Annotated in this window: 19 protein-coding genes; 7 read left to right on the top strand and 12 right to left on the bottom strand. The window is 70.6% G+C overall.

The window, feature by feature from the left end:
• Nucleotides 1-228 precede the first annotated feature (228 nt).
• Complete coding sequence (locus tag PGN25_03860; protein MEH3116749.1) at nucleotides 229-1,998, top strand: adenylate/guanylate cyclase domain-containing protein; 1,770 nt, start codon at nucleotides 229-231, stop codon at nucleotides 1,996-1,998.
• A 9-nt stretch (nucleotides 1,999-2,007) separates the two neighbouring features.
• Here the strand turns inward: PGN25_03860 and PGN25_03855 are convergent, their stop codons facing one another.
• Nucleotides 2,008-3,102 carry a catalase family protein gene (locus PGN25_03855; protein ID MEH3116748.1) on the bottom strand — a complete coding sequence of 365 codons (1,095 nt, stop codon included), beginning with the start codon at nucleotides 3,100-3,102 and terminating at the stop codon, nucleotides 2,008-2,010.
• A 234-nt stretch (nucleotides 3,103-3,336) separates the two neighbouring features.
• On the opposite strand from PGN25_03855, the gene PGN25_03850 reads away from it, so the two are divergent.
• A complete protein-coding gene (locus PGN25_03850; protein MEH3116747.1) occupies nucleotides 3,337-3,579 on the top strand; it encodes a hypothetical protein in 243 nt (80 codons plus the stop codon).
• Nucleotides 3,580-3,664: 85 nt separating this feature from the next.
• On the opposite strand, the gene PGN25_03845 is transcribed toward PGN25_03850, so the two are convergent.
• The 8 genes from PGN25_03845 to PGN25_03810 all read right to left on the bottom strand — a co-directional run bounded on the left by PGN25_03845 (nucleotide 3,665) and on the right by PGN25_03810 (nucleotide 11,778).
• Nucleotides 3,665-5,797 (bottom strand): sodium-translocating pyrophosphatase, encoded by a 2,133-nt coding sequence (locus PGN25_03845; GenBank protein ID MEH3116746.1) that lies wholly within the window; start codon nucleotides 5,795-5,797, stop codon nucleotides 3,665-3,667.
• A gap of 267 nt (nucleotides 5,798-6,064) precedes the next feature.
• Nucleotides 6,065-6,550: a hypothetical protein gene (locus PGN25_03840; protein MEH3116745.1), complete on the bottom strand. Its 486-nt coding sequence runs from the start codon at nucleotides 6,548-6,550 to the stop codon at nucleotides 6,065-6,067.
• Nucleotides 6,537-8,138 carry a glycosyltransferase gene (locus PGN25_03835; protein MEH3116744.1) on the bottom strand — a complete coding sequence of 534 codons (1,602 nt, stop codon included), beginning with the start codon at nucleotides 8,136-8,138 and terminating at the stop codon, nucleotides 6,537-6,539. The genes PGN25_03840 and PGN25_03835 overlap by 14 nt, the downstream gene beginning before the upstream one ends.
• 2 nt (nucleotides 8,139-8,140) lie before the next feature.
• Nucleotides 8,141-8,572, bottom strand: a complete 432-nt coding sequence (locus tag PGN25_03830) for a hypothetical protein (protein ID MEH3116743.1) — start codon at nucleotides 8,570-8,572, stop codon at nucleotides 8,141-8,143.
• A gap of 425 nt (nucleotides 8,573-8,997) precedes the next feature.
• A complete protein-coding gene (locus tag PGN25_03825) occupies nucleotides 8,998-9,348 on the bottom strand; it encodes a hypothetical protein (protein MEH3116742.1) in 351 nt (116 codons plus the stop codon).
• A gap of 128 nt (nucleotides 9,349-9,476) precedes the next feature.
• Nucleotides 9,477-9,692 carry a hypothetical protein gene (locus PGN25_03820; protein MEH3116741.1) on the bottom strand — a complete coding sequence of 72 codons (216 nt, stop codon included), beginning with the start codon at nucleotides 9,690-9,692 and terminating at the stop codon, nucleotides 9,477-9,479.
• Between the two features lie 347 nt (nucleotides 9,693-10,039).
• A complete protein-coding gene (locus PGN25_03815) occupies nucleotides 10,040-11,260 on the bottom strand; it encodes an LL-diaminopimelate aminotransferase (protein MEH3116740.1) in 1,221 nt (406 codons plus the stop codon).
• A gap of 155 nt (nucleotides 11,261-11,415) precedes the next feature.
• A complete protein-coding gene (locus tag PGN25_03810; GenBank protein MEH3116739.1) occupies nucleotides 11,416-11,778 on the bottom strand; it encodes a hypothetical protein in 363 nt (120 codons plus the stop codon).
• A 127-nt stretch (nucleotides 11,779-11,905) separates the two neighbouring features.
• Here PGN25_03810 and phaC point away from each other — a divergent pair, with 127 nt between their 5' ends.
• The gene (gene phaC, locus PGN25_03805; GenBank protein MEH3116738.1) at nucleotides 11,906-13,723 is read left to right on the top strand and encodes a class I poly(R)-hydroxyalkanoic acid synthase; all 1,818 of its coding nucleotides are present in this window, start codon (nucleotides 11,906-11,908) and stop codon (nucleotides 13,721-13,723) included.
• Nucleotides 13,724-13,835: 112 nt separating this feature from the next.
• Complete coding sequence (gene ybaL, locus PGN25_03800; protein MEH3116737.1) at nucleotides 13,836-15,653, top strand: YbaL family putative K(+) efflux transporter; 1,818 nt, start codon at nucleotides 13,836-13,838, stop codon at nucleotides 15,651-15,653.
• Between the two features lies 1 nt (nucleotide 15,654).
• On the opposite strand, the gene PGN25_03795 is transcribed toward ybaL, so the two are convergent.
• Entirely contained in the window at nucleotides 15,655-16,782 is a 1,128-nt protein-coding gene (locus PGN25_03795; GenBank protein MEH3116736.1) for a LuxR family transcriptional regulator, read from the bottom strand.
• A gap of 397 nt (nucleotides 16,783-17,179) precedes the next feature.
• Here PGN25_03795 and PGN25_03790 point away from each other — a divergent pair, with 397 nt between their 5' ends.
• Entirely contained in the window at nucleotides 17,180-18,055 is an 876-nt protein-coding gene (locus tag PGN25_03790; GenBank protein ID MEH3116735.1) for a 4-(cytidine 5'-diphospho)-2-C-methyl-D-erythritol kinase, read from the top strand.
• Nucleotides 18,056-18,332: 277 nt separating this feature from the next.
• Here the strand turns inward: PGN25_03790 and PGN25_03785 are convergent, their stop codons facing one another.
• Complete coding sequence (locus PGN25_03785) at nucleotides 18,333-19,355, bottom strand: polyprenyl synthetase family protein (protein MEH3116734.1); 1,023 nt, start codon at nucleotides 19,353-19,355, stop codon at nucleotides 18,333-18,335.
• Between the two features lie 180 nt (nucleotides 19,356-19,535).
• Here PGN25_03785 and PGN25_03780 point away from each other — a divergent pair, with 180 nt between their 5' ends.
• Nucleotides 19,536-19,763, top strand: a complete 228-nt coding sequence (locus PGN25_03780) for a DUF2007 domain-containing protein (protein ID MEH3116733.1) — start codon at nucleotides 19,536-19,538, stop codon at nucleotides 19,761-19,763.
• Nucleotides 19,753-20,505 carry a methyltransferase gene (locus tag PGN25_03775; protein ID MEH3116732.1) on the top strand — a complete coding sequence of 251 codons (753 nt, stop codon included), beginning with the start codon at nucleotides 19,753-19,755 and terminating at the stop codon, nucleotides 20,503-20,505. The genes PGN25_03780 and PGN25_03775 overlap by 11 nt, the downstream gene beginning before the upstream one ends.
• Nucleotides 20,506-20,552: 47 nt before the next feature.
• Here the strand turns inward: PGN25_03775 and PGN25_03770 are convergent, their stop codons facing one another.
• Complete coding sequence (locus PGN25_03770) at nucleotides 20,553-20,912, bottom strand: hypothetical protein (GenBank protein MEH3116731.1); 360 nt, start codon at nucleotides 20,910-20,912, stop codon at nucleotides 20,553-20,555.
• Nucleotides 20,913-21,143: the final 231 nt, after the last annotated feature.

Here is a 21,143-nt window from a genome sequence, read left to right as displayed (position 1 = left end):
GCGCGGCCGCGCCCAGACGTGATCCGATCATCCTTGGTCTCCGTCGCAGGGCGTGGAAGGGCCGGAGCCGGCGCACCCCGACGCCTCGCATGCCTGACGAGACGACTTCCCCCACCGTGACATGCGGCGCGAAATCTTATCCCGATGGGCAGGCGGCTTCGTCACGGGCCCACTCCGCTGTTATGAGGGAATGAGACGGACTTCAGAGTCAGAGAAGGAGTGGGGGTGTTGGAGCAGGCGGCGCGTCCGGGCCATGGCCGCTCCTTCCGCCTGCCGCGACTCGCCGGCCTCCGCATACGACAGCTCCGCCTCGGCAGCGGACTCGTGCTGTTCGCCTACGTGCTCACGCATCTCCTCTGCCACGCGCTCGGCAACGTCTCGCTCGACGCGATGGAGGCGGGGCTGGCCGTCAAGGCCGCGCTGTGGCGCACGCCGTCCGCGCTGGTGCTGCTCTACGGGGCGCTGATCCTCCACCTCGCCCTCGGACTGCACGCCTTCTACGAGCGGCGCTTCTTCCGGCTGCGCCCGGCGGAGGCGGCGCAGTTCCTGCTCGGCCTCGCGGTGCCCGCGCTGCTCCTGAATCACGTGGTCGGCACCCGCCTCGCCTGGAGCCTGGAAGGGCTCGACCGCGGCTATCCGCAGGTTCTCTACGCCACCTGGGTGGCGGCGCCGGGCCACGGCGGAATGCAGGCGGCGGGCCTCGTCGCGGCGTGGCTGCACGGCTGCCTCGGGCTGTACTTCTGGCTCCGGCTCAAGCGCGGCTTTCGGCGGTCCGCGCCCTGGCTGCTGGTGGGCGCCGTGCTGGTGCCGGTCCTGGCGCTGCTCGGCATCGTCCAGGGCGGCCGCAGCGTCGCACGCCTCGCCGCCGACCCGGCGTGGCATGCTGCGGAACTTGGCGCCGGCCATCTCGGCCTGCCGGCGCAGAACGAGCGGCTCACGGGGCTGCGCCGGGATCTGATGGCGGCCTACGCCGCGGCGCTCGGCCTCGTGGTGCTGGCACGCGGCCTGCGCACCTTCGCCGAGACCCGCGGCGGCTTCGTCCGCATCACCTATCCCGACGGGCGGATCGTCCGGGTCCCGCGCGGCGCCAGCGTGCTGGAGGCGAGCCGCCGGGGCCGCATCCCGCATGCCAGCGTCTGCGGCGGGCGCGGGCGCTGCTCGACCTGCCGCATCCGTGTGGTCGATATCGAGCGGGGCCGCCACCTGCCGGAGCCGGAGCGGGCGGAGCGCCTCGTGCTCGACCGCATCGGCGCCAGCCCCGGCATCCGGCTCGCCTGCCAGCTTCGGCCCGACCGCGACCTGACTGTCGCACCGCTGTTCACGCCGCAGGCCCGGGCCGCCTCCGTGCGCGACGGGGAGCGTGCCGCGACCGGCGAGGAGCGCTTCGTCGTGGTGCTGTTCGCCGACCTGCGCGGATCGACCCGGCTGGCGGAGGAACGGCTGCCCTACGACACCGTCTTCGTGATCGGCCGCTTCCTCGGCGCGGTCGGCCGGGCTGTCCGCGAGGCGGGCGGCTCGGTCAACCAGCATCTCGGCGACGGGCTGATGGCGATCTTCGGCCTCGACAGCGACCCGAAACACGCGGCTCGCGCGGCGCTGGCGGCGGTGGACCGCATCGCCGGGGAGGTGGATCAGCTCAACCGGATGCTCGCGGCCGATCTCGGCGAACGCCTGCGCTACGGCATCGGCCTGCACGCGGGCACCGCCATCGTCGGCGAGATGGGCGACGAGGCGGAGGCCCGCTTCACCGTGCTCGGCGACACGGTGAACGTCGCCGCCCGGCTGGAGAGCCTCACCGGTCCGATGCGGCAGGTCGCGATCGTGTCGGAGGCGGTCTACGAAGCCGCCGGGTTCCCGGCGGGCGACCTTCAGGAACTGACGCTGACGGGGCGGGCACAGCCGCTGCGGGCGCGGCTGATCGGTGCGCGGGCACCGGCGGCGCAACCCCGGCCCGAGCGGCCGGGGTCCTTCACGGAACCGTCGGCACCGAACCGTTGAACCGTGCCGTCAGGCCGGCACCTGCTCGATCGAGGTCGGCTCCGCCTCCGGCACGCGATTGTGCTCGTGGCGGAAGCGGGAGAGCGCCTGATAGGTCTTCAGCCGTGCCCGCATCAGCGAGCCGAGCGGGCGGTGCGCCGCGAGGCTGTGGGCCGGGCGGAAGGAGAGCACGTCGTCGGCGTATTGCCGCCGGGCCTCGCTGAAGGCGTCCTGGGCCGGCAGCACGAGGCGGGCGACGGTGCGGTAGGGGCTCTGCGCCTCGTCCCAGCGCTTCGAGGCGTCCTCGACCGGCATGTCGTCGAGGTTCAGGCAGAGCTGCACCCGGATCTCGAACACCGCCTCGCGGCCTTCGAGATAGCTCAGCACCGCCCGACGGAACACGTTCCCGTCCGCGTCGCCGGTGTCGAGCCGCTCGTCGGCGAGCGCCTCCTGGGCGGCGGAAGCCGGGAAGGCGGCGAGCTTGGCGATGTGGTCGCCGTAGCGCAACGCGGCCTGCGAGTAATAGGGCTCGGCCAGCGGATGGTGCGGCACGTGACCGAAGAAGTCGAGCAGGGGCGAACTCTCGCCCTTCACCGATTTCACCACGCCGTCGAGCGCCCGCGCGCTCTGCGAGACCGCGGCCTTCACGCCCTCCGGCGCGGAGGTGCCCGCCTCCAACGGCTTCATGCTGCCCAAGAAACTCTTGGCATCGGGGTCGGGAAAGACCGGGCCGGTGGCGAACACGAAGTCCTGGGTCGGCGCATCGTGGCCGGGCAGCTTGTCGCCCTCGACGCCGAGCACCTTGATCGCCATGCCGCGGTGGGTCGAGACCCGGTCCTTCAGCAGTTCGCCGGGCCCTTGCGCGAAGCGCACGACGACGGGATGCGTGCCGGGCTCGGCGAACAGGCCCTGCGCCAGTTCGGGCGGCAGGTTCGGCAGAATCTCCAACTCGCCCACGGCGACACCGCTGACCTTGGCGTGGGAGGCGCGCACCGCGTGCCGGTCGCGCTCGGCGGTGATCTCGCTCTCGCGCGTCATCGAGGCGATGATCTTGTCGATCGTCTCGTTCTCGTCGGGTGCGGGGGTCTCGATGCCGTCATGGTAGCGGATCGGGGCAGCGGTCATGGAAAGTCTCGCATCTCGACAGGTCTGAGAGAGCGAACCTTCGAGTCAGTCGAAAGTTCGGGCGCGGAGCACGGCCCGGTTTCAGGCCTGAGCGCACCCCGCGCAGCGGTCAGGACAGCGCCAATACCCTCTCGGCAGAGAGCGAATGTCGCCGTTTTTTCACCTGACGTTTCCTGGAACGGTTCAGGTTCGCTCACCGTTACTCGCGCAGTTTTGACCTCATCGGAGGAGATCATGCGCAAGTCCCTTCTCGCCGCTGCCGTCGTCCTGACGCTCGCGGGCGTCTCGGGTGCCGCCGCCCAGACCACCGTGATCGAGCGCGACGCGCCGGACCGGGTCGCGGTGGACCGGGCGCCGAGCAGTTCCTCGACCACCGTCGAGCGGCGCGAGCATTCGGACGGCTGCTCCAGCCAGACCGTGACGAAGGAGAACGACATGGGCGACCGCGAGACGGTCACGAAGGAAAGCTGCGACTGATCGCTTCGGGACTTCGCATCCGAAAGAGAAGGACCCGCCGCGGTCGCCCGCGGCGGGTCCTTCTCTTGCGCGCGCCGTTCTTCGCTCAGGCGTGGGCAAGCACGGCCAGCAGCAACAGCGCGATGATGTTGGTGATCTTGATCGCCGGGTTCACGGCAGGCCCGGCCGTGTCCTTGTAGGGGTCGCCGACGGTGTCGCCGGTCACCGCCGCCTTGTGGGCGTCGGAGCCCTTGCCGCCGTGGTGGCCGTCCTCGATGTACTTCTTGGCGTTGTCCCAGGCGCCGCCGCCGGACGTCATCGAGATCGCGACGTAGAGGCCGGTCAGGATCACGCCGAGCAGCGAGGCGCCCACCGTGGCGAAGGCTTGGCTCTTGCCGGCGATCGCCTGGATCACGAAGAACAGCACGATCGGCGTGAGCACCGGCAGCAGCGAGGGGACGATCATCTCCTTGATCGCGGCCCGGGTCAGCATGTCGACGGCGCGGCCGTAGTCCGGCCGGTCGGTGCCCTGCATGATGCCGGGCTTGGCCCGGAACTGGCGGCGCACCTCCTCGACCACCGCGCCGGCGGCGCGCCCCACCGCCGTCATGGCGATGCCCGCGAACAGGAACGGGATCAGGCCGCCGAGCAGCAGGCCGACCACGACGTAGGGGTTGGAGAGCGAGAAATCGACGCTGACGCCCTGGAAGAAGCGGTACTGCGTCGGGCTGGCATGGGCGATGAAGTAGTTCAGGTCCGAGGTGTAGGCGGCAAACAGCACCAGCGCGCCCAAGCCCGCCGAGCCGATGGCGTAGCCCTTGGTGACGGCCTTGGTGGTGTTGCCGACCGCATCGAGCGCATCGGTCGCCTTGCGCACGTCGGAGGGCAGGCCCGACATCTCGGCGATGCCGCCGGCGTTGTCGGTGACCGGGCCGAAGGCGTCGAGGGCCACGATGAAGCCCGCGAGCGCCAGCATGGCGGTGACCGCGATGGCGATGCCGAACAGGCCGGCCAGCGCGTAGGTGGCGATGATGCCCGCCACGATGACGATGGCCGGGAGCGCCGTCGATTCGAGCGAGATCGCCAGCCCCTGGATCACGTTGGTGCCGTGGCCGGTGACGGAAGCGGTGGCGATCGATTTCACCGGCCGGAAGTTCGTGCCGGTATAGTACTCGGTGATGACGACGATCAGCGCGGTGATGACGAGGCCGAGCACCGCGCACCCGAACAGGGCGCCCGAAGAGAAGGTGAGGCCGGTATTCGTCGTGAAGGGGGTCGAGAAGCCGCCGAACAGGGCGACGTTCACGAGTCCGATCGCCACGATCGAGAGCACGCCCGCCGCGATCAGCCCCTTGTAGAGCGCGCCCATGATCGATTGGTTGGCGCCGAGCTTGACCGCGTAGGTGCCGGCGATCGAGGTGACGATGCAGGCCGCACCGATGGCGAGCGGGTAGAGCATCATCGCTTCGAGCACGGGGGCGTTGCCCGCGAAGAAGATCGCGGCGAGCACCATGGTGGCGACCACCGTCACCGCGTAGGTCTCGAACAGGTCCGCGGCCATGCCGGCGCAGTCGCCGACATTGTCGCCGACGTTGTCGGCGATGGTGGCGGGGTTGCGCGGATCGTCCTCGGGAATGCCGGCCTCGACCTTGCCGACGAGATCGCCGCCGACATCGGCCCCCTTGGTGAAGATGCCGCCGCCGAGGCGCGCGAAGATCGAGATCAGCGAGGCACCGAAGCCGAGGGCCACGAGCGCGTCGATCACCTCGCGGCTGCCCGGGGCCAGCCCGGCGCCACGGGTGAGGAACAGATAGTAGAGGGCGACGCCGAGCAGCGCGAGGCCCGCCACCAGCATGCCGGTGACCGCACCGGACTTGAAGGCGACCTCCAGCCCGCCGCCGAGCGAGGTCGTGGCGGCCTGCGCCGTGCGCACGTTGGCGCGCACCGAGACGTTCATGCCGATGAACCCGGCCGCGCCCGAGAGCACCGCGCCGATCAGGAAGCCGATGGCGACCTTGATGCCGAGGAACCATGCCAGAAGGACGAACAGCACGAGGCCGACGATGCCGATGGTGGCGTATTGGCGCCGGAGATAGGCCTGCGCCCCTTCCGCGATGGCGCCTGCGATCTCCTGCATGCGCTGGGTGCCCGCGTCGCGTCGCATCACGTCACGGATGGTCACGACACCGTAGGCAACGGCACAGAGCCCGCCCACGATGATCAGCAAAAGTGCGGTCATGCGTGCGTCCTTGAATTTTGAACGTGATGGGCCGAGCTCGGCCGGGATGGCCATCGGACGTTTATCGTGACGGTCGCTCGGTTTTCAGGTGCCCTCCCCGGAGAGGCGGAACTTAATTGCCAAACTTCGGCGTCCAGCGCAAACGGCTCTGTCCGTTGAGAACCTTTCGAAACGGCCCGGATGCAGGATACTGACAAGAACTCGATTGCTGCAATGCAATAGATGCGGTGCAAGAGACGCGACGAAACGGATCGATGTTCCGGCCTGTCAGGGTTCGCCGCGGCCCGCAGGGCGATCGGGCTCGAAGGCAGGGAGCGGATCGGCCGCGTCCGTGCCGGATATCCGCCGATGCAGGTGCCGGTTGTCGGCTTCGAGTCGCTGCCGGGCCTCCTCGCTGCCGCGCAGTTCCGCCAAGAGGCGGTCGTTGAGCACGATCGTCCGCTGACGGTCGCTGACGGCCGCCGACAGGCCGACCTCGGCGGCTTCCCGCGCGGCGACGAGGTGCTCGCGCTCCCGTGCGAATCGCCCACGCTCCTGCAGGAACCGGCGGAGGGCGCGGGCGGCAGTCCGGTTGCTGCCTTCCAGTACGGCGAGTCGGTGCTCGGCCACCGCGAGCTTCCGCTGCACCTCGACCAGCGCCGCCCGCGCGGCGTCGTGCACGGCAGCCGGCACGACGGCATCCGTCCCGGCGTCGGATCGGGTTTTCGCGACGAGCAGGGCGCGGGCGTGCCGGATCAGATCACGCAGTGGCATCGGACCGTCCCGTCGTCCGGTGCCGTGCGCTCGACGCCTCGGGCGCATCCGCCCGGCGGCCCTGCGACGGCGCCGGTTCGTCCAGCCGGTTCTCGAGGCGGCGAAGCTGCTTCTCACAGCCGCGATAGGCCGCCGACGCGCGCAGCCACGACAGCAGCGCAGCCGCCTCCGTCCCGGCGCGGGCAACCTCCACGTGGGACAGCGGCTGTTCCAGTCCGAGCAGTTCGTGACGCGACGCCACCTCGATCCAGCTCGCGGAAAGGGGTGCGTCGTCGTCCATGAACAGGAGGCCGGACAGGAACAGGGCCCGATGCACCGCGACCGTGGAAACCTCCACGTGACAGTCTCCGACGATCTCGGGATAGACGCGCCCGCCGAAACCGCCCGTCGCCACCGTCTCGTCGCCGATGCGATAGGAGCTGTGAGAGAAGAGACAGCCCGTGGCCGACATAGGCGCGACCTGGGTGGCGATCTTGTCCGGTGCGAACCGGTCCGGGCTCATCAGCAACGCGACGTAGGTGCCGCGGGTCGCGGCGAGGCCGGTGCGGAGCCGGGCCGAGGGCCGTTCCTCCGCCGTCGGGCGCAGCACCCTGTCGCGACGCCCGGACTCACTTCGCCCGATCGCATCGAGGACCGCCGCAGCGCCGACCAGAACGACCTCGTCCGGAGGCCGGGTCTGGGCCTCGACGCTGGCGAGCGTTCGGCGCGCGGCCTCCGGATCGTGGCCGACATCGATGACCGCCGAAACGGACGCCGCCGCGGCGCTCGCCCGCGCCATCCGGTCGGCACGCTCGGCGACCCGCCGATTCGGACTGCGATAGCGCAGGAAGTCGCCGGTCCGGCGCAGGAAGCGCTCGCGGCTCCCATGCACCAGCGTCGCCTCCAGATCGCTCGTCCGGTCGAGCACCTCGTCCCAGAAGGCGCCGTTCTCGGCCAGGGCGTCGGGGCGATGCGAGCCCTGCTCCGGATGGAGCCGGGAGCGGACGAGGCAGTGGGGAACGTGGACGAGGCCGGCCTCGCGCGCGAGCGTCCACCACATCCGGTAGTCCTGGGTATGGGGATAGCGCGCGTCGAAACCGCCGATCCGCCTCAGCAGGTCGCGAGAGGTGAGGATCGTGCAGCCGTTGATCAGCCCGTCGTAGAAGGCGAGGCGCGGGTTGCACGCCAGACCGGCATGATCGAGCCGCTGCGTGCCCGTGATGCGACCGGCCGCGTCGATCCACGACAGATCGGAGAACAGGCAGACGTCGTCCCGGTTCAGGGTCTCCAGGAACCGCACTTGGAGGGCCGTCTTCTCCGGCTCGAACAGGTCGTCGTGCGACAGCCAGGAGAACAATCGGCCGGATGCGCATGCGAGCGCCGTGTTCAGGGCCGCCGCCACCCCGCTCTGGGGTTGGCGCAGGATGCGAATCCGGTCTCCGAACGCCTGGGCGACGGCGAAGGTTTGCCCGTCATCGTCCGAGCCGTCGTCGACGACGACGATCTCGGTCTCCGGATGCCGTTGCCGGAGGGCGCTCTCGATCGCCTCGCCGAGATAGTTCGCACCGTTGTGGACGGGAATGGCGATGGTGACGCTGCGGTCGCCCAATCCTAGCCCCCTTCCGCCGGGGTTTGCGTCCGGCGCGTCCGGTCGAAAGTGCTCGTCAGTTCACCACCGAACTCGACGGCCTCCAGCATCAGGGCCGGGACTTCGATCACGGCCGCCTGGTTGAAGCCGAAGTCGGTGAAGTTCTCGTAGCTCGGGATGTAGTATTTCCGGATCGCCGGGGCACGCCCGGTGACGAGGAAGATCGTGTGGGCGCCGCCCGGTCGGACGAGACAGGTGCCGTCGTTCAGCTCCGGGCCCATCGTGATCGACGGAATATCCTCGCTGAAGACGAGTTCGTCGGGGCCGGTGAAGAGAGCCTGATACACCGCCGGGCTCGCCACCCGGTGCCGCCGGCCCCCGAAGACGAGCCAGACGTCGGCGCTGTCCGGAGCGGCCAGGCGCAAGCCGTTCAGATCGTCACGCAGCGTATACATGGCCGACCTCGCCGTGGCCGCCCTCGAAGCCTTCGAACCACGCCGGGCGGCCGAGGGTCGTGCCTCGCTTCGTCCGGGCGGACAAACTCGCACGGTTTTCGAATTTGCATCGCCTTCTTCCGAAAGCCGGCAACCACCTTTCGGAACGACGCTCTGGTGCGAGGTTCATGACCTGCCTGGTTGAAGCCGAGGGCTCTTCCGCCCTCGCCGCGAAGGTATCGGCACCGCCCGTGACGATCCCGAGCGGCAGATAGCGGACTCGCATCGACCGCTCAAGCCGCGGATGTGCGCTCCGGCTGGCGGCAGCCGGCCTGTATGCTTACGGAGATTTCGCGCATGCCGGTCGGCGTTCCGCCGAACATGCGGGATCAGGAGGGACGCGCAACCGTGCCGCCGAAGGCGCTCATCCGCGGCAGGCCGGCGTCTCAGCGCAGGGGCGGCCCCCGATAGGCCGGGGCCAGGGCGTAGCCGTCCGAGGCACGGCGCGGCCCTTGCGGCGTCGCGATCAGCATCTCGCCGAAATAGTCGTTCCCGGTGGGGCCGAAACCGCCCCCGTTCATCACGGTCGGCACCGGCACGGCGCCGATGGCGCGCAGATCCTGGCCGTCGGTGCCGATCGGCGGGCCCCGGAAGCGGCCGCTCTCGGGATCGACCTCGTGCACCGTCGGTCCGCGCGCGGCGCCGTAGGGGCGATCCTGAAGGTTCTGGGCGGACGCCCCCTGCACGGCGGCGAGCCCGAAGCAGGCGGTGAGAAGGAGGAGGCGGGCGCGGGCCAAGGGCTTGCTCCGTCGTTGGCGGTCGTCTCGTAAGCCGCGATCAAGCTCCGGGACGTGACAAGGAAAGGTTGACGGGCGGGAAGGCCGGCGATCCCACCGTTGGCGGAACGGCCCCCGACCTTCCGGATTCAGCCCCTGGAACGCAGCACCGGGCGCGGCTCCCGCACCGTCGGCGCGCAGTCCGACTTGTAGGCGTTCAGCACGAGCGGGGTCGAGCTGCAGGAATAGGCGTCCTCGGGGGAGGGGGCGGGCACGGGGTCGCGGGCCACGATCGGGTGGGGCGCGCAGGCTCCGGCGGCGGCGCCGGCGAGCGCCAGGGCGGCGAAGAGCTTCAGGCGGCGCATGCGGTTCCTCGAAACGCGTCCATCCGCCGGGACGGCCCGGCGGCGAAACGGGAGGCGACCCTGCGGACGGAACGCTGCGCTGACAAGCTTCCCCCGCCCGATGCCCCGTGGGGCAGGGCCGATTGCCCGGCCCTGTCGCCCCGCCGCAACAACTTCTTGGGCGGGGCGCTCCGACCGTGGTCATACGACATCCGGTCGATGCGTTCGGCCTGTCCTGCGTCCTTGCGAGGCGAAGCCGTGGCGATCCAGGGCGCGCCCTTTCCGGACCCGTCGCGCCCTGGATCGCTTCGCGGCCGCTCGCGATGATGGAGGGGGGCCAAACCCGAAGCGATCAAGCGGAAACCGTATCAGACGGCCTTCTGCATCGGCATCAAATTGTGAAGCGTGCGGTCGGCGGTGTCGAAGAAACGGCGGACATTGCGCGCCGCCTGCCGGATGCGCTGCTCGTTCTCGACCAGGGCGATGCGCACGAAATCGTCGCCGTGCTCGCCGAAGCCGATGCCCGGCGCCACCGCCACGTCCGACTTCTCCAGAAGCAGCTTGGAGAATTCCAGGCTGCCGAGTTCCCGGAACTTCTCCGGGATCGGCACCCAGGCGAACATCGAGGCCTCGGGCGCCGGCAGCTTCCAGCCGGCCTTGCCGAAGGACTCGATCAGGGCGTCGCGGCGCTTCCTGTAGGTCGCGCGCATCTCCTTGATGCAGTCGTCCGGACCGTTGAGCGCGGCGGTGGCCGCGACCTGGATCGGCGTGAAGGCGCCGTAATCGAGATACGACTTCACCCGGGTCAGGGCCGCCAGCAGCCGCTCGTTGCCGACCGCGAAGCCCATGCGCCAGCCGGCCATCGAGAAGGTCTTGGACAGCGAGGTGAACTCCACGGTGCAGTCGACGGCGCCGGGCACCTGCAGCACGGAGGGCGGCGGGTTGCCGTCGTCGAAATAGACCTCGGCGTAGGCCAGGTCCGAGAGCAGGATCAGCTCGTGCTTCTTCGCGAAGGCGACGAGGTCGCGGTAGAAGTCGAGACTCGCGACGTAGGCGGTCGGGTTCGAGGGATAGCAGACCACGAGCGCCACCGGCTTCGGAATCGAGTGGACGACGGCCTTCTCCAGCGCCGGAAACATCGCCGGGGTCGGCTCGGCCGGCACCGAGCGGATCACGCCGCCCGCCATCAGGAAGCCGAAGGCGTGGATCGGGTAGCTCGGATTGGGCACCAGCACCACGTCGCCGGGCGCCGTGATCGCCTGGGCCATGTTGGCGAAGCCCTCCTTCGAGCCCAACGTCGCCACGACCTGGGTCTCGGGGTTGAGGGTGACGCCGAAGCGGCGCTGGTAGTAGCCGGCCTGGGCCCGGCGCAGGCCGGCGATGCCCTTGGAGGCGGAGTAGCGGTCGGTGCGCGGCTTGCCGACGGTCTCGACCAGCTTCTCGATGACGTGGCGCGGCGCGTCGAGATCCGGATTGCCCATGCCGAGATCGATGATGTCGGCACCCCGGGCCCGGGCTGCGGCCTTGATCCGGTTCACCTGCTCGAAGACGTAGGGAGGCAAGCGCTTGATGCGGTGGAAGTCGGTCATGGCGTCGTTCTGTCCGGTGTCGCGGAACTCATCCTCCCGCATGGAAGCGTCGGCGGCGAGGAAGCGGTCTGTCTACCATCGACGCGCCCGCGCGCCGACTCGAAATCTGTGCGTTTCGATCCGTGCGCTTCGCTCGAAGGGCGAGGCGACGGACCCTACTCGACCGGGTTGGGCGTGAGCCCCTTGGCGGCGTCCTTGGCCGCCCCTTCCGCCGCGCGCCCCTTCGCCTCGTTGCGGCTGCGCGCCCCCTCCAGCTCGGACTGAAGCGTGTTCAGGCCCGCGGCGCTGCGGGCGCGGACGGCACGCCGCGGCGCCGACTCGCCCACCGGCATGTAGTCCGCGCCGCCCTTGCGGGATTGCGCCACGAAGTCGGGGGCCTCCACCGGCTTGATGCCGGACCCTGTGCCGACCATGGCCGCCTTCAGCGGATTGACGTCGCCCGAGCAGCCGCCGACCGATGCCGCGGCGGCGAGGGCCGGCAGGACCAGGACGACGGCGCGGACGGTCCTCACGAGCATGACAACGGTCTGGAAATGGAGCCGGGGGCGGGCGACATCTGCGAGTTGGAGCGTTAATTTGTCGGAAACGAGGCTCGGTACGCCCCGGCCGGGCGGAATGCGGGTCGATCCTGGGAGGGCATTGCGCGTGGCCACGGAGCGGACGGTCCCGGCAGCGCCGGATTTCGAGATGATCGCGCGGAACGCGAACCAGCTCGCCGAAGCGTTCCGGCAATCGGCGGCGGCCTCGCTGAAACCGTTCGAGCAGGCCGCCCAGGCGACGGGGGTGCAGGACGCCAAGCTCCAGGGCGCCGACGAGATCGACGAGATGACCCGCACCCTCACCCGGGTCGCGGAGACCTGGCTGAAGGATCCGGAGAGGACGCTCCAGGCCCAGGCCAGGCTCAACCAGTCGTTCGCCTCGCTCTGGATGTCGGCGCTCGGCCGGATGCAGGGTGCGGCGGCGGCACCGGTCGCCCAGCCCGAGGCGAAGGACAAGCGCTTCGCCCACGCCGACTGGACCGCGAACCCGGTCTTCGACCTGATCAAGCAGAGCTACCTGATCCTCGGCCGCTGGGCGGAGGAACTGGTGGAGACGGCGGAGGGAATCGACGAGCACACCCGCCACAAGGCGGAATTCTACCTGCGCCAGTTGCTCTCGGCCTACTCGCCCTCGAACTTCGTGATGACCAACCCCGAACTCCTGCGCCAGACGCTGGAGGAGGGCGGTGCCAACCTGATGCGCGGCATGAAGATGCTGCAGGAGGATCTGGAGGCCGGCGGCGGCCAGCTCCGGGTGCGCCAGACCGACCTCAACGCCTTCACCTTCGGCGAGGACGTGGCGGTGACCCCCGGCGAGGTCATCTTCCGCAACGACCTGATGGAACTGATCCAGTACGCGCCCAAGACCGAGACGGTGCTGAAGCGCCCGCTGCTGATCGTGCCGCCCTGGATCAACAAGTACTACATCCTCGACCTCAACCCGCAGAAGAGCCTCATCGGCTGGATGGTCGGCCAGGGGATCACGGTGTTCGTGATCTCCTGGATCAACCCGGACGAGCGTCACCGCGACAAGGATTTCGAATCCTACATGCGCGAGGGCATCGAGACCGCCATCGACATGATCGGCGTCGCCACCGGCGAGACCGAGGTTTCGGCGGCGGGCTACTGCGTCGGCGGCACCCTGCTCGCCGTGACGCTGGCCTACCAGGCGGCCACCGGCAACCGGCGCATCAGGAGCGCGACCTTCCTCACCACCCAGGTCGATTTCACCCATGCGGGCGACCTCAAGGTCTTCGCCGACGAGGGGCAGATCAAGGCGATCGAGGAGCGGATGGCCGCGCGCGGCTATCTGGAGGGCGCGCGCATGGCCAACGCCTTCAACATGCTCAGGCCCAACGACCTGATCTGGTCCTACGTCGTCAACAACTACGTGCGCGGCAAGGCGCCGGCGGCCTTCGACCTGCTCTACTGGAACGCCGACGCCACGCGGATGCCGGCGGCCAACCACTCGTTCTACCTGCGCAACTGCTATCTCGACAACACGCTGTCCAAGGGACAGATGGTGATCGGCAACGTGCGCCTCGACCTGAAGAAGGTGAAGGTGCCGGTGTTCAACCTCGCCACCCGCGAGGACCACATCGCCCCGGCGCTCTCGGTGTTCGAGGGCTCGGGCAAGTTCGGCGGCAAGGTCGATTACGTGCTGGCGGGCTCGGGCCACATCGCGGGCGTGGTCAACCCGCCCGGCGGAAAGGCCAAGTACGGCTACCGCACCGGCGGACCCGCCAAGGGCCGGTTCGCGGACTGGATCGAGCGGGCGACCGAGCACCCGGGCTCGTGGTGGCCCTACTGGTTCCGGTGGCTGGAAGAGCAGGCGCCGGAACGCGTGCCCGCCCGCATCCCCGGCGAGGGCGCCCTGCCCTCGCTCGGACCGGCGCCGGGCACCTATGTCCGCATGAAATCCTGACGAAACACCGGGAAGACCGCCCCCCGCTGCAGCCGCGATGCGGACACGGGACCGTGATTTGCCTTATCTGAACCCCGGGGCGGTCCTCGCGCCTCGCGAGGGCTGAATCGCGTTGCAGCACACCACCGGACTCATTTCGATCATCGCGCTCGGCCTCGTCTGCGCCTTCGTCGGCGGCATGCTGGCCCAGCGGGTGCGGCTGCCGCCGCTCGTCGGCTACCTCGTCGCCGGCATCGCCATCGGGCCCTTCACCCCCGGCTTCGTCGGCGATCCGGCCCTGGCGAGCCAGCTCGCCGAACTCGGCGTGATCCTGCTGATGTTCGGCGTCGGCCTGCATTTCTCGATCGGCGACCTCCTGGCCGTGCGCGCCATCGCCCTGCCGGGTGCCGTCGTCCAGATCGCGGTCGCGACCGCCATGGGGGCGGGGCTTGCCTGGGCCTTCGGCTGGGGCGCGGGGGCGGGGCTGGTGTTCGGGCTGGCGCTGTCGGTGGCGAGCACCGTCGTGCTGCTGCGGGCGCTCGAAGGGCGCGGCCTGCTCGACACGGACAAGGGCCGCATCGCCGTCGGCTGGCTGATCGTCGAGGATCTCGCCATGGTGGTGGCCCTGGTGCTGCTGCCGGCGCTCGCCCCCTCGCTCGGCGGCGAGGCGGCCGGGGTGGTGGGCCATCACGTCGCGCCGGATCACGGCCTGTGGGTCACGTTCGGGCTGACGCTGGCCAAGGTCGGCGTGTTCGTCGCCGTGATGCTCGTCGGCGGGCGGCGGATCGTGCCCTACCTGCTGGCGCTCGCGGCGCGCACCGGCTCGCGGGAACTGTTCACCCTGGCGGTGCTGGCGAGCGCGGTCGGCATCGCCTACGCCTCCTCCGAGCTGTTCGGCGTGTCGTTCGCGCTGGGTGCCTTCTTCGCCGGCATGGTGCTCGCCGAATCCGACCTCAGCCATCAGGCGGCAGCCGATTCGCTGCCGCTGCAGGACGCCTTCGCGGTCCTGTTCTTCGTCTCCGTCGGCATGCTGTTCGATCCGGGGGTGGTCCTGAGCGCGCCGCTCTCGGTGCTCGGCGTCGTCGGCGTCATCGTGCTCGGCAAGTCGCTGGCGGCGATCGCCATCGTGCTCGCCTTCGGCCATCCGATCGGCACCGCGCTCACCATCGCCGCGAGCCTCGCCCAGATCGGCGAGTTCTCCTTCATCCTGGCGGGTCTCGGCATCGCGCTGAAGCTGCTGCCGGAGGAGGGGCGCGACCTGATCCTGGCCGGCGCGCTCCTTTCGATCACCCTCAATCCGCTGTTCTTCATCCTGGCGCACCGGGTGTCGCGCTGGCTCGGCGAGCGGCCGGAACTGCGTCGCCGCCTGGAGCGCCGCGCCGCCGCCCCGCTCACCGTGCACACCGCCGGGCCGGCGATGCGGGGCCATGCCGTCATCGTCGGCTACGGCCGGGTCGGCAGCGCCATCGGCAAGGCGCTGCACGACTGGAAGCTGCCCTTCGTGGTGGTGGAGCGCGACCGCCGTCGGGTCGAGGAGTTGCGGGCCCAGGGCGTGCCGGCGGTGTTCGGCGACGCCACCGCGCCGGGCATCCTCGACGCCGCCGACATCGCCTCGGCGCGGCTGTTCGTGGTGGCCACCCCCGACCCGCATCAGGCCCGGCGGCTGCTCGCCAAGGCGCGCGCCGTGAACCCCGAAATCGACAGCGTGGTGCGCACCCACAGCGAGGCCGAGCGCCGCCGGCTGGAGGAGGACGGCGTCGGTCTCGTCCTGATGGCCGAACGGGAACTGGCGCTCGGCATGATGACCTATGCCCTGCGCAGTCTCGGCGTACGCGAGGGCGAGGTGCGGCTGTTCGTGGATTCGAGCCGGTCCGAGAGCGACGTGCTCCCGTCGCCGCAACCGGGGCAATCGGTGCCCGAACTGCGCCAGCGCCGCGACGAGCCGGAGTGAGCTACAAGCTGTCGAGGCGCGTGATCAGCACCGCCAGCTCGCTCTGGCGGCGGATCGCGAGCTTGGCGTACACCGCCTTGAGCTGGCTGCGCACCGTGCTCTCGCCGACGGCGAACCGATCGGCCACCTCCCGCGGCGCCGATCCCCGGCCGACCAGGGCCGCGACCCGCGCCTCCGCCCGGGTCAGGCCGAGCTCTTCCAGCAGGGGCTCGATCGGACGCGTCGCCGGCGCGAGCAGGTCGCGCAGGAGCAGGACCACCCCGCCGTCCAGGCCCGCGCCGGCCGCCGGAAACGGGTCCGCACCACGCAACGGAAGCGCCTCGACGGCGAGCGGACGCCCGCCGCCCCGGCGGCGCAGGAGGATCGTTTCCTGCCGCGGCCAGGATCGCTCCGGCAGAACGTGCGCCAGGAAACGGTCGAACCGCGCGCCGTCGCCGGGCTCGGCCGCGTTCGGCTCGGCACCGGTCCGCAGGGACAGATAGCCGGTCGCCAGCCTCTCCGCCGCCGGGCTGACGAGCCGAACCCGGCCGCGGCGGTCGAGGATGACGATCCCCGCTCGCATCCGCTCCAGGGCGGAGGCGAGCCCCTGCGCCTCCCGCCGCATCTCGGTGACGAGCGTCGTCAGCCTGAAGGCGCGGACGACGTGCGGGCCGATCAGCCCCAGCCGCTCGACCTCGAACCCCTCGAACGGCCCCTTGCGCAGGTCGCGCGGGGCGCTGAACGACATCGTGTGCCGGTCCATTGGGTCGGCGCCGACATAGGCGCAGAGGTTGCCGAGGCGATGCCGGTCGACGAAGTGCTGGAAGAACGGATCGGAGCGCTTCTCCTCGGCCGCGATGTACATCTCGTCGACCGTGACCGTGCCCGGCCGCATGATGCCGCGCTCCCGGCCGAGACGGATGCGCGTGTCGTGCTGCCACCAGCCGCCGACGCCGTAATCGAGGTTCACGTCGGCGATGCGCTCGGACGCCAGCGTCTGCGCCGTGCGCTTGGGATCATGCGAGACGATCACCGCGCCGCGCGCGCCGACCGCATCGGCGATGCCGTCGAGCGCCTCGGACCATGCCGCGGGATCGAGGGCCGCAGCGTAACACGTGTCGATCAGGGCAAGGGGATCGAAACCTGACATCGGCCGGCACGGGACGAGACGCGCCGAGATTTGAAGCACGTTTCGACCTTGACGACTGTGCTAAATTAGCAACAATCAGTCTCCATGAAGGTGTTCTGCGGGCAATTCCGCCACTTCGGACCGAATCGTTGCAGATCTGCGGAAGCGATCCTGCCGGCGAACGGTGCCGGACCGCTCGGATGCCCTTTCCGGCACCGTCGCGGTTCTGGATTGCTTCGCCTGACGGCTCAAGGACGGGAAAGTCGGCCCGCGCCGTCATTCGAAGCCATCGCGACGACAGCCGGATCAAGCCGTCGCGTCCTCGCAACGCCCCATGCGGCGTCCTTCCCGCCTTGCCCGTTCCCGGCTGCCCCCCTATGGCAGGGCGCGTTCCCCGACCCTCCGGCCGAGAGCCTTCGTGTCCCGCCTCACCACCCGCGCTCCGGCCAAGATCAACCTGACCCTCCACGTTCTCGGCCGCCGGCCCGGGGACGGCTACCACGCGCTGGAGAGCCTCGTGGCCTTCGCCGAAGTGGCCGACACGCTCGAACTGGTGCCGGGTCCCGACCTGACCCTGGCCGTCGCCGGCCCGACCGCCGGTCCGGCGGGGCCGCTCGACGACAACCTCGTCCTGCGCGCTGCCCGCCACCTCGCCGCGGGCGTCGACGGCCTGACGCTCGGCGCGTTTCGCCTGCACAAGCACCTGCCCGTCGCGGCCGGGATCGGCGGCGGCTCCTCGGATGCCGCCGCCGCCCTGCGGCTGCTCGCCGAAGGGAACGGGCTCGCCCTCGACCATCCGGCCGTGGTCGCGGCGGCGCGCGCCACCGGCGCCGACGTGCCGGTCTGCCTCGATCCGAGGGCGCGGATGATGCGCGGTGCGGGCGAGGAGATCGGCCCGGTGCTGGGCCTCGCGCCACTGTCGGCGGTGCTGGTCAATCCGGGCGTGCCGGTCGCGACGGCGCCGGTGTTCGAGGCGCTCGGCCTCGCCGTCGGACAGCGGCTCGACGGGGCCGGGCATCCGACGATCGCCGCCGGCCTCGACGCGAACGCCGTGCTCGGCGCCATCACGCCCGCCCGCAACGATCTGGAGGCGCCGGCACTCACCGTCGCCCCCGTCATCGGCGCGGCGTTGGCGCTGCTGCGGGCGCAAGGGGGATGCCGGCTCGCGCGGATGTCGGGCTCGGGCGCGACCGTGTTCGCGATCTTCTCGGACGATGGGGCGGCGGAGGCCGCTGCGGGCGCGATCCGCGCGGCGCAGCCGGGCTGGTGGGTCGAGCCGACGCGGCTCGCGTGATCGGCGCAAAGCGGGCGCCTCATACGGTATCCGGTTGATCGCTTCGGTCTTTGCCATGCTCCGTCATCGCGAGGCGAAGCCGTGGCGATCCAGGGCGCGACACTTCCGGATAGAGCGGCGGCCTGGATCGCTTCGCATTCGCTCGCGATGACGGGTGAGGAACCGAGCCGATCAACCGGAAACCGTATCAGTTGCCACCGGCTGCGCGGACCCTGGCGAATGAAACCACGGCGGGCATATGCGTGACCCTGTGCTCGCTCAGATGGCGAGTTTCTATTTAGTGCGCCCGGGCGATGCAGAAATCCACGACCTGAAGCAGCGCGGCCCTCATCGGCCCGTTCGGGAAGGCGCCGAGCGCCTCGCGGGCCATCGTGCCGTAGTGGCGGGCGCGCGCGATCGTATCCTCGAGGGCGTGGTGGCGGCGCAGGATCGCGAGCGCCTGTTCGAGGTCGCCCTCCGCCAACTCCTCGCGCTCCAGGGTGCGGCGCCAGAAGCCGCGCTCGCCGTCCGTCGCGCGGCGCAGGGCCAGCACGATCGGCAGGGTGATCTTGCCCTCGCGAAAATCGTCGCCGACGTTCTTGCCCAAAGCCGCGCTGGTGCCGCCGTAATCGAGCACGTCGTCGATGAGCTGGAAGGCGATGCCGAGGTTCATCCCGTAGGCGCGGCAGGCCGCCTGCTCGGGCTCCGGCCGCTCGGCCAGGACCGGGCCGACCTCGCAGGCCGCCGCGAACAGCTCGGCGGTCTTGCCGCGGATCACGGCGAGATACTCGTCCTCGCTGGTCTCGGTGTTCTTGGCGGCGGTGAGCTGCATCACCTCGCCCTCGGCGATCACCGTGGCGGCGGCCGAGAGGATGTCGAGGGCGCGCAGGGAGCCCACCTCGACCATCATGCGGAAGGCTTGGCCGAGCAGGAAGTCGCCGACGAGCACGCTCGCCTCGTTGCCCCACTTGATCCGGGCGGCGACCCGGCCGCGGCGCATGTCGCTCTCGTCCACCACGTCGTCGTGGAGGAGGGTCGCGGTGTGCATGAACTCGACCGCGGCGGCGAGCTTCACCGCGCCGTCGCCGCCCGCATAGCCGCACAGATCGGCGCAGGCGAGGGTCAGGATCGGGCGCAGGCGCTTGCCGCCGGACGCGATCAGATGGTTGGCGACCTCGGGGATCATCGCCACGTCGGAACCCGTGCGCGACAGGATCGTCGCGTTCACCCCCTCCATTCCGGCCGCGACGAGGCCGACGAGATCGGTGAGGCTGGCCTCCGGATCGGAGCGGCCTTCATCGAGGGTAACGACGACGCCCAAGCGCGATGCCTCCGGAAAACTCTCGACCGGCGCCCTGCCGGAACCCCTGCCCCGCGGCTGCCCCTGTCGCACGGGGCCGGTCGCACTGCAACACGCGGCCGTGCCGCACGGCTGCGCGAAGGGATGGACGGTGCTAGGGAGCGGCCGGGCCGCCCTGTCGGCCGGGAGAGGCGTGAGCCCGTGAAGGAACTGATCCGCAGCAACGACGTCGTCCTGATCGGCTTCGCCCGCTCGCTCCTGGAAGATGCGGGCGTGCCGCACTTCGTCGCCGACGAGCATATGAGCGCGCTGGAGGGCTCGATCGGCGCCTTCGGCCGGCGCCTGCTGGTCCCCGACGACGACGCCCGTCAGGCCCGCCGCATCCTCACCGATGCGGGCCTCGCCGCCGAACTGCGCGATGAGCGGTGAGCCGGATCGCTTCCTCGGCGGGCGCCTCAGCCTGCGCCAGCCGCCCCGCGGCGCCCACCGCGCCGGCACCGACGCGGTGCTGCTCGCCCGCCTGATGGCGTTCGCGCCGGGGACCACGGTCTACGATCTCGGTGCCGCCACCGGCGCGGTGGGACTCGCGGTGGCGAGGGGGGCGGACGGGTCGCGCGTCGTGCTGGTCGAGCGCGAACCGGCGCTCGCGGCGATGGCCCGGGACAACATCCGGGAGAACGGCCTCGACGGCCGCGTCTCCGTGATCGAGGCAGACCTCCTGGCGCCGGGCGCGCAACGTCGGGCGGCGGGGCTTCTTTCCGGCAGCGCCGACGCGGTGCTGACCAACCCACCCTTCTTCGAGGGCGCGGGCCACCGCCCCTCTCCCGCCCCGGAAAAGGCCTCGGCCCACGCCTTCGCGGCGGGCGGGCTCGACGGCTGGCTGCGCGTCTGCGCCGATCTGCTGCGTCCCGGCGGCCGGCTCGGCCTGATCCACCGGGCCGATGCCCTGCCGGCCTGCCTCGGCGCCCTGCGCGGACGCTTCGGCGACGCCAGCCTCCGCCCCGTCCATGCGCGGGCCGAGCGGCCGGCGATCCGCGTTCTGATCGTCGGCGTGAAGGGCAGCCGCGCGCCGCTGCGCCTGCTGCCGCCGCTGGTGCTTCAGGACGCGGCCGGTCGCTTCACGCCGGAGGCCGAGGCGCTGCACCGGGGCGATCCCTGGCCGCCGGAGTGAAAAAGGGGTGCCCGCAGGCACCCCTCGATGGCTCTCCGCCCAGCGCCTCAGTACCAGGGGCGGTAGAAGCGCGGACGGTGATAGTAGTGCGTCCGCCAGTAGTGACGGCGATGATAGGAACGCGGGCCCCAGTAGGCCCGCCGATAGTAGGGACGCGGACGCCAGTAGGCGCGCCGATAGTACGGCCGCGGGCGCCAATAGACCCGGCGGTAATAGGGACGTGGGCGCCAGTAGACGCACCGATAGTAGCGACGGCCGTACCAATGGACCTGATCGAGCAGCGGCGACTCGGCGGCGTGGCCGGCGGCGGGGGCAACGGGGATCGGGGCGGCATTCGCGGTGGCGTTCAGGCCGGCGAGACCGCCGAGCATTCCGAACGCCAGGATGAGCAGACGCAGGATACGCATCGGGCTGGCTTCCTTCCGTTCCGTCCGGCTCGTCTCCGGGCCGTGCGGACGGTCCACCGCCCCTCCATGTCCGGGCGAAGTCGCCGGACATGTCCGAGGGAAACGCAATACGGCCACGTTCAGTTCTCAGGGCCATCGCTTCAAGCGATGGCCCTGGTTCGGTTCTGCGATTGCGGCGTCGTGAGTACGGCCCGAAGCCTGGCCGCGATGGATCGGAGGGCGGCCTCCTGC

Source organism: Methylorubrum populi (genome assembly GCA_036946625.1).
Lineage (GTDB): Bacteria > Pseudomonadota > Alphaproteobacteria > Rhizobiales > Beijerinckiaceae > Methylobacterium > Methylobacterium populi_C.
Note: the sequence above shows the minus strand (reverse complement) of the source record. Positions and strands in the feature narration are given on the sequence as shown.

Bases quoted from the DNA above. Each gene is read 5' to 3' on its own strand.
- PGN25_03850 (MEH3116747.1), top strand. From the start codon at position 3,337: ATGCGCAAGTCCCTTCTCGCCGCTGCCGTCGTCCTGACGCTCGCGGGC.
- PGN25_03855 (MEH3116748.1), bottom strand. From the start codon at position 3,102: ATGACCGCTGCCCCGATCCGCTACCATGACGGCATCGAGACCCCCGCA.
- PGN25_03820 (MEH3116741.1), bottom strand. From the start codon at position 9,692: ATGCGCCGCCTGAAGCTCTTCGCCGCCCTGGCGCTCGCCGGCGCCGCC.
- PGN25_03840 (MEH3116745.1), bottom strand. From the start codon at position 6,550: ATGCCACTGCGTGATCTGATCCGGCACGCCCGCGCCCTGCTCGTCGCG.
- PGN25_03770 (MEH3116731.1), bottom strand. From the start codon at position 20,912: ATGCGTATCCTGCGTCTGCTCATCCTGGCGTTCGGAATGCTCGGCGGT.
- PGN25_03795 (MEH3116736.1), bottom strand. From the start codon at position 16,782: ATGTCAGGTTTCGATCCCCTTGCCCTGATCGACACGTGTTACGCTGCG.
- PGN25_03810 (MEH3116739.1), bottom strand. From the start codon at position 11,778: ATGCTCGTGAGGACCGTCCGCGCCGTCGTCCTGGTCCTGCCGGCCCTC.
- PGN25_03775 (MEH3116732.1), top strand. From the start codon at position 19,753: ATGAGCGGTGAGCCGGATCGCTTCCTCGGCGGGCGCCTCAGCCTGCGC.
- PGN25_03815 (MEH3116740.1), bottom strand. From the start codon at position 11,260: ATGACCGACTTCCACCGCATCAAGCGCTTGCCTCCCTACGTCTTCGAG.
- PGN25_03845 (MEH3116746.1), bottom strand. From the start codon at position 5,797: ATGACCGCACTTTTGCTGATCATCGTGGGCGGGCTCTGTGCCGTTGCC.
- PGN25_03830 (MEH3116743.1), bottom strand. From the start codon at position 8,572: ATGTATACGCTGCGTGACGATCTGAACGGCTTGCGCCTGGCCGCTCCG.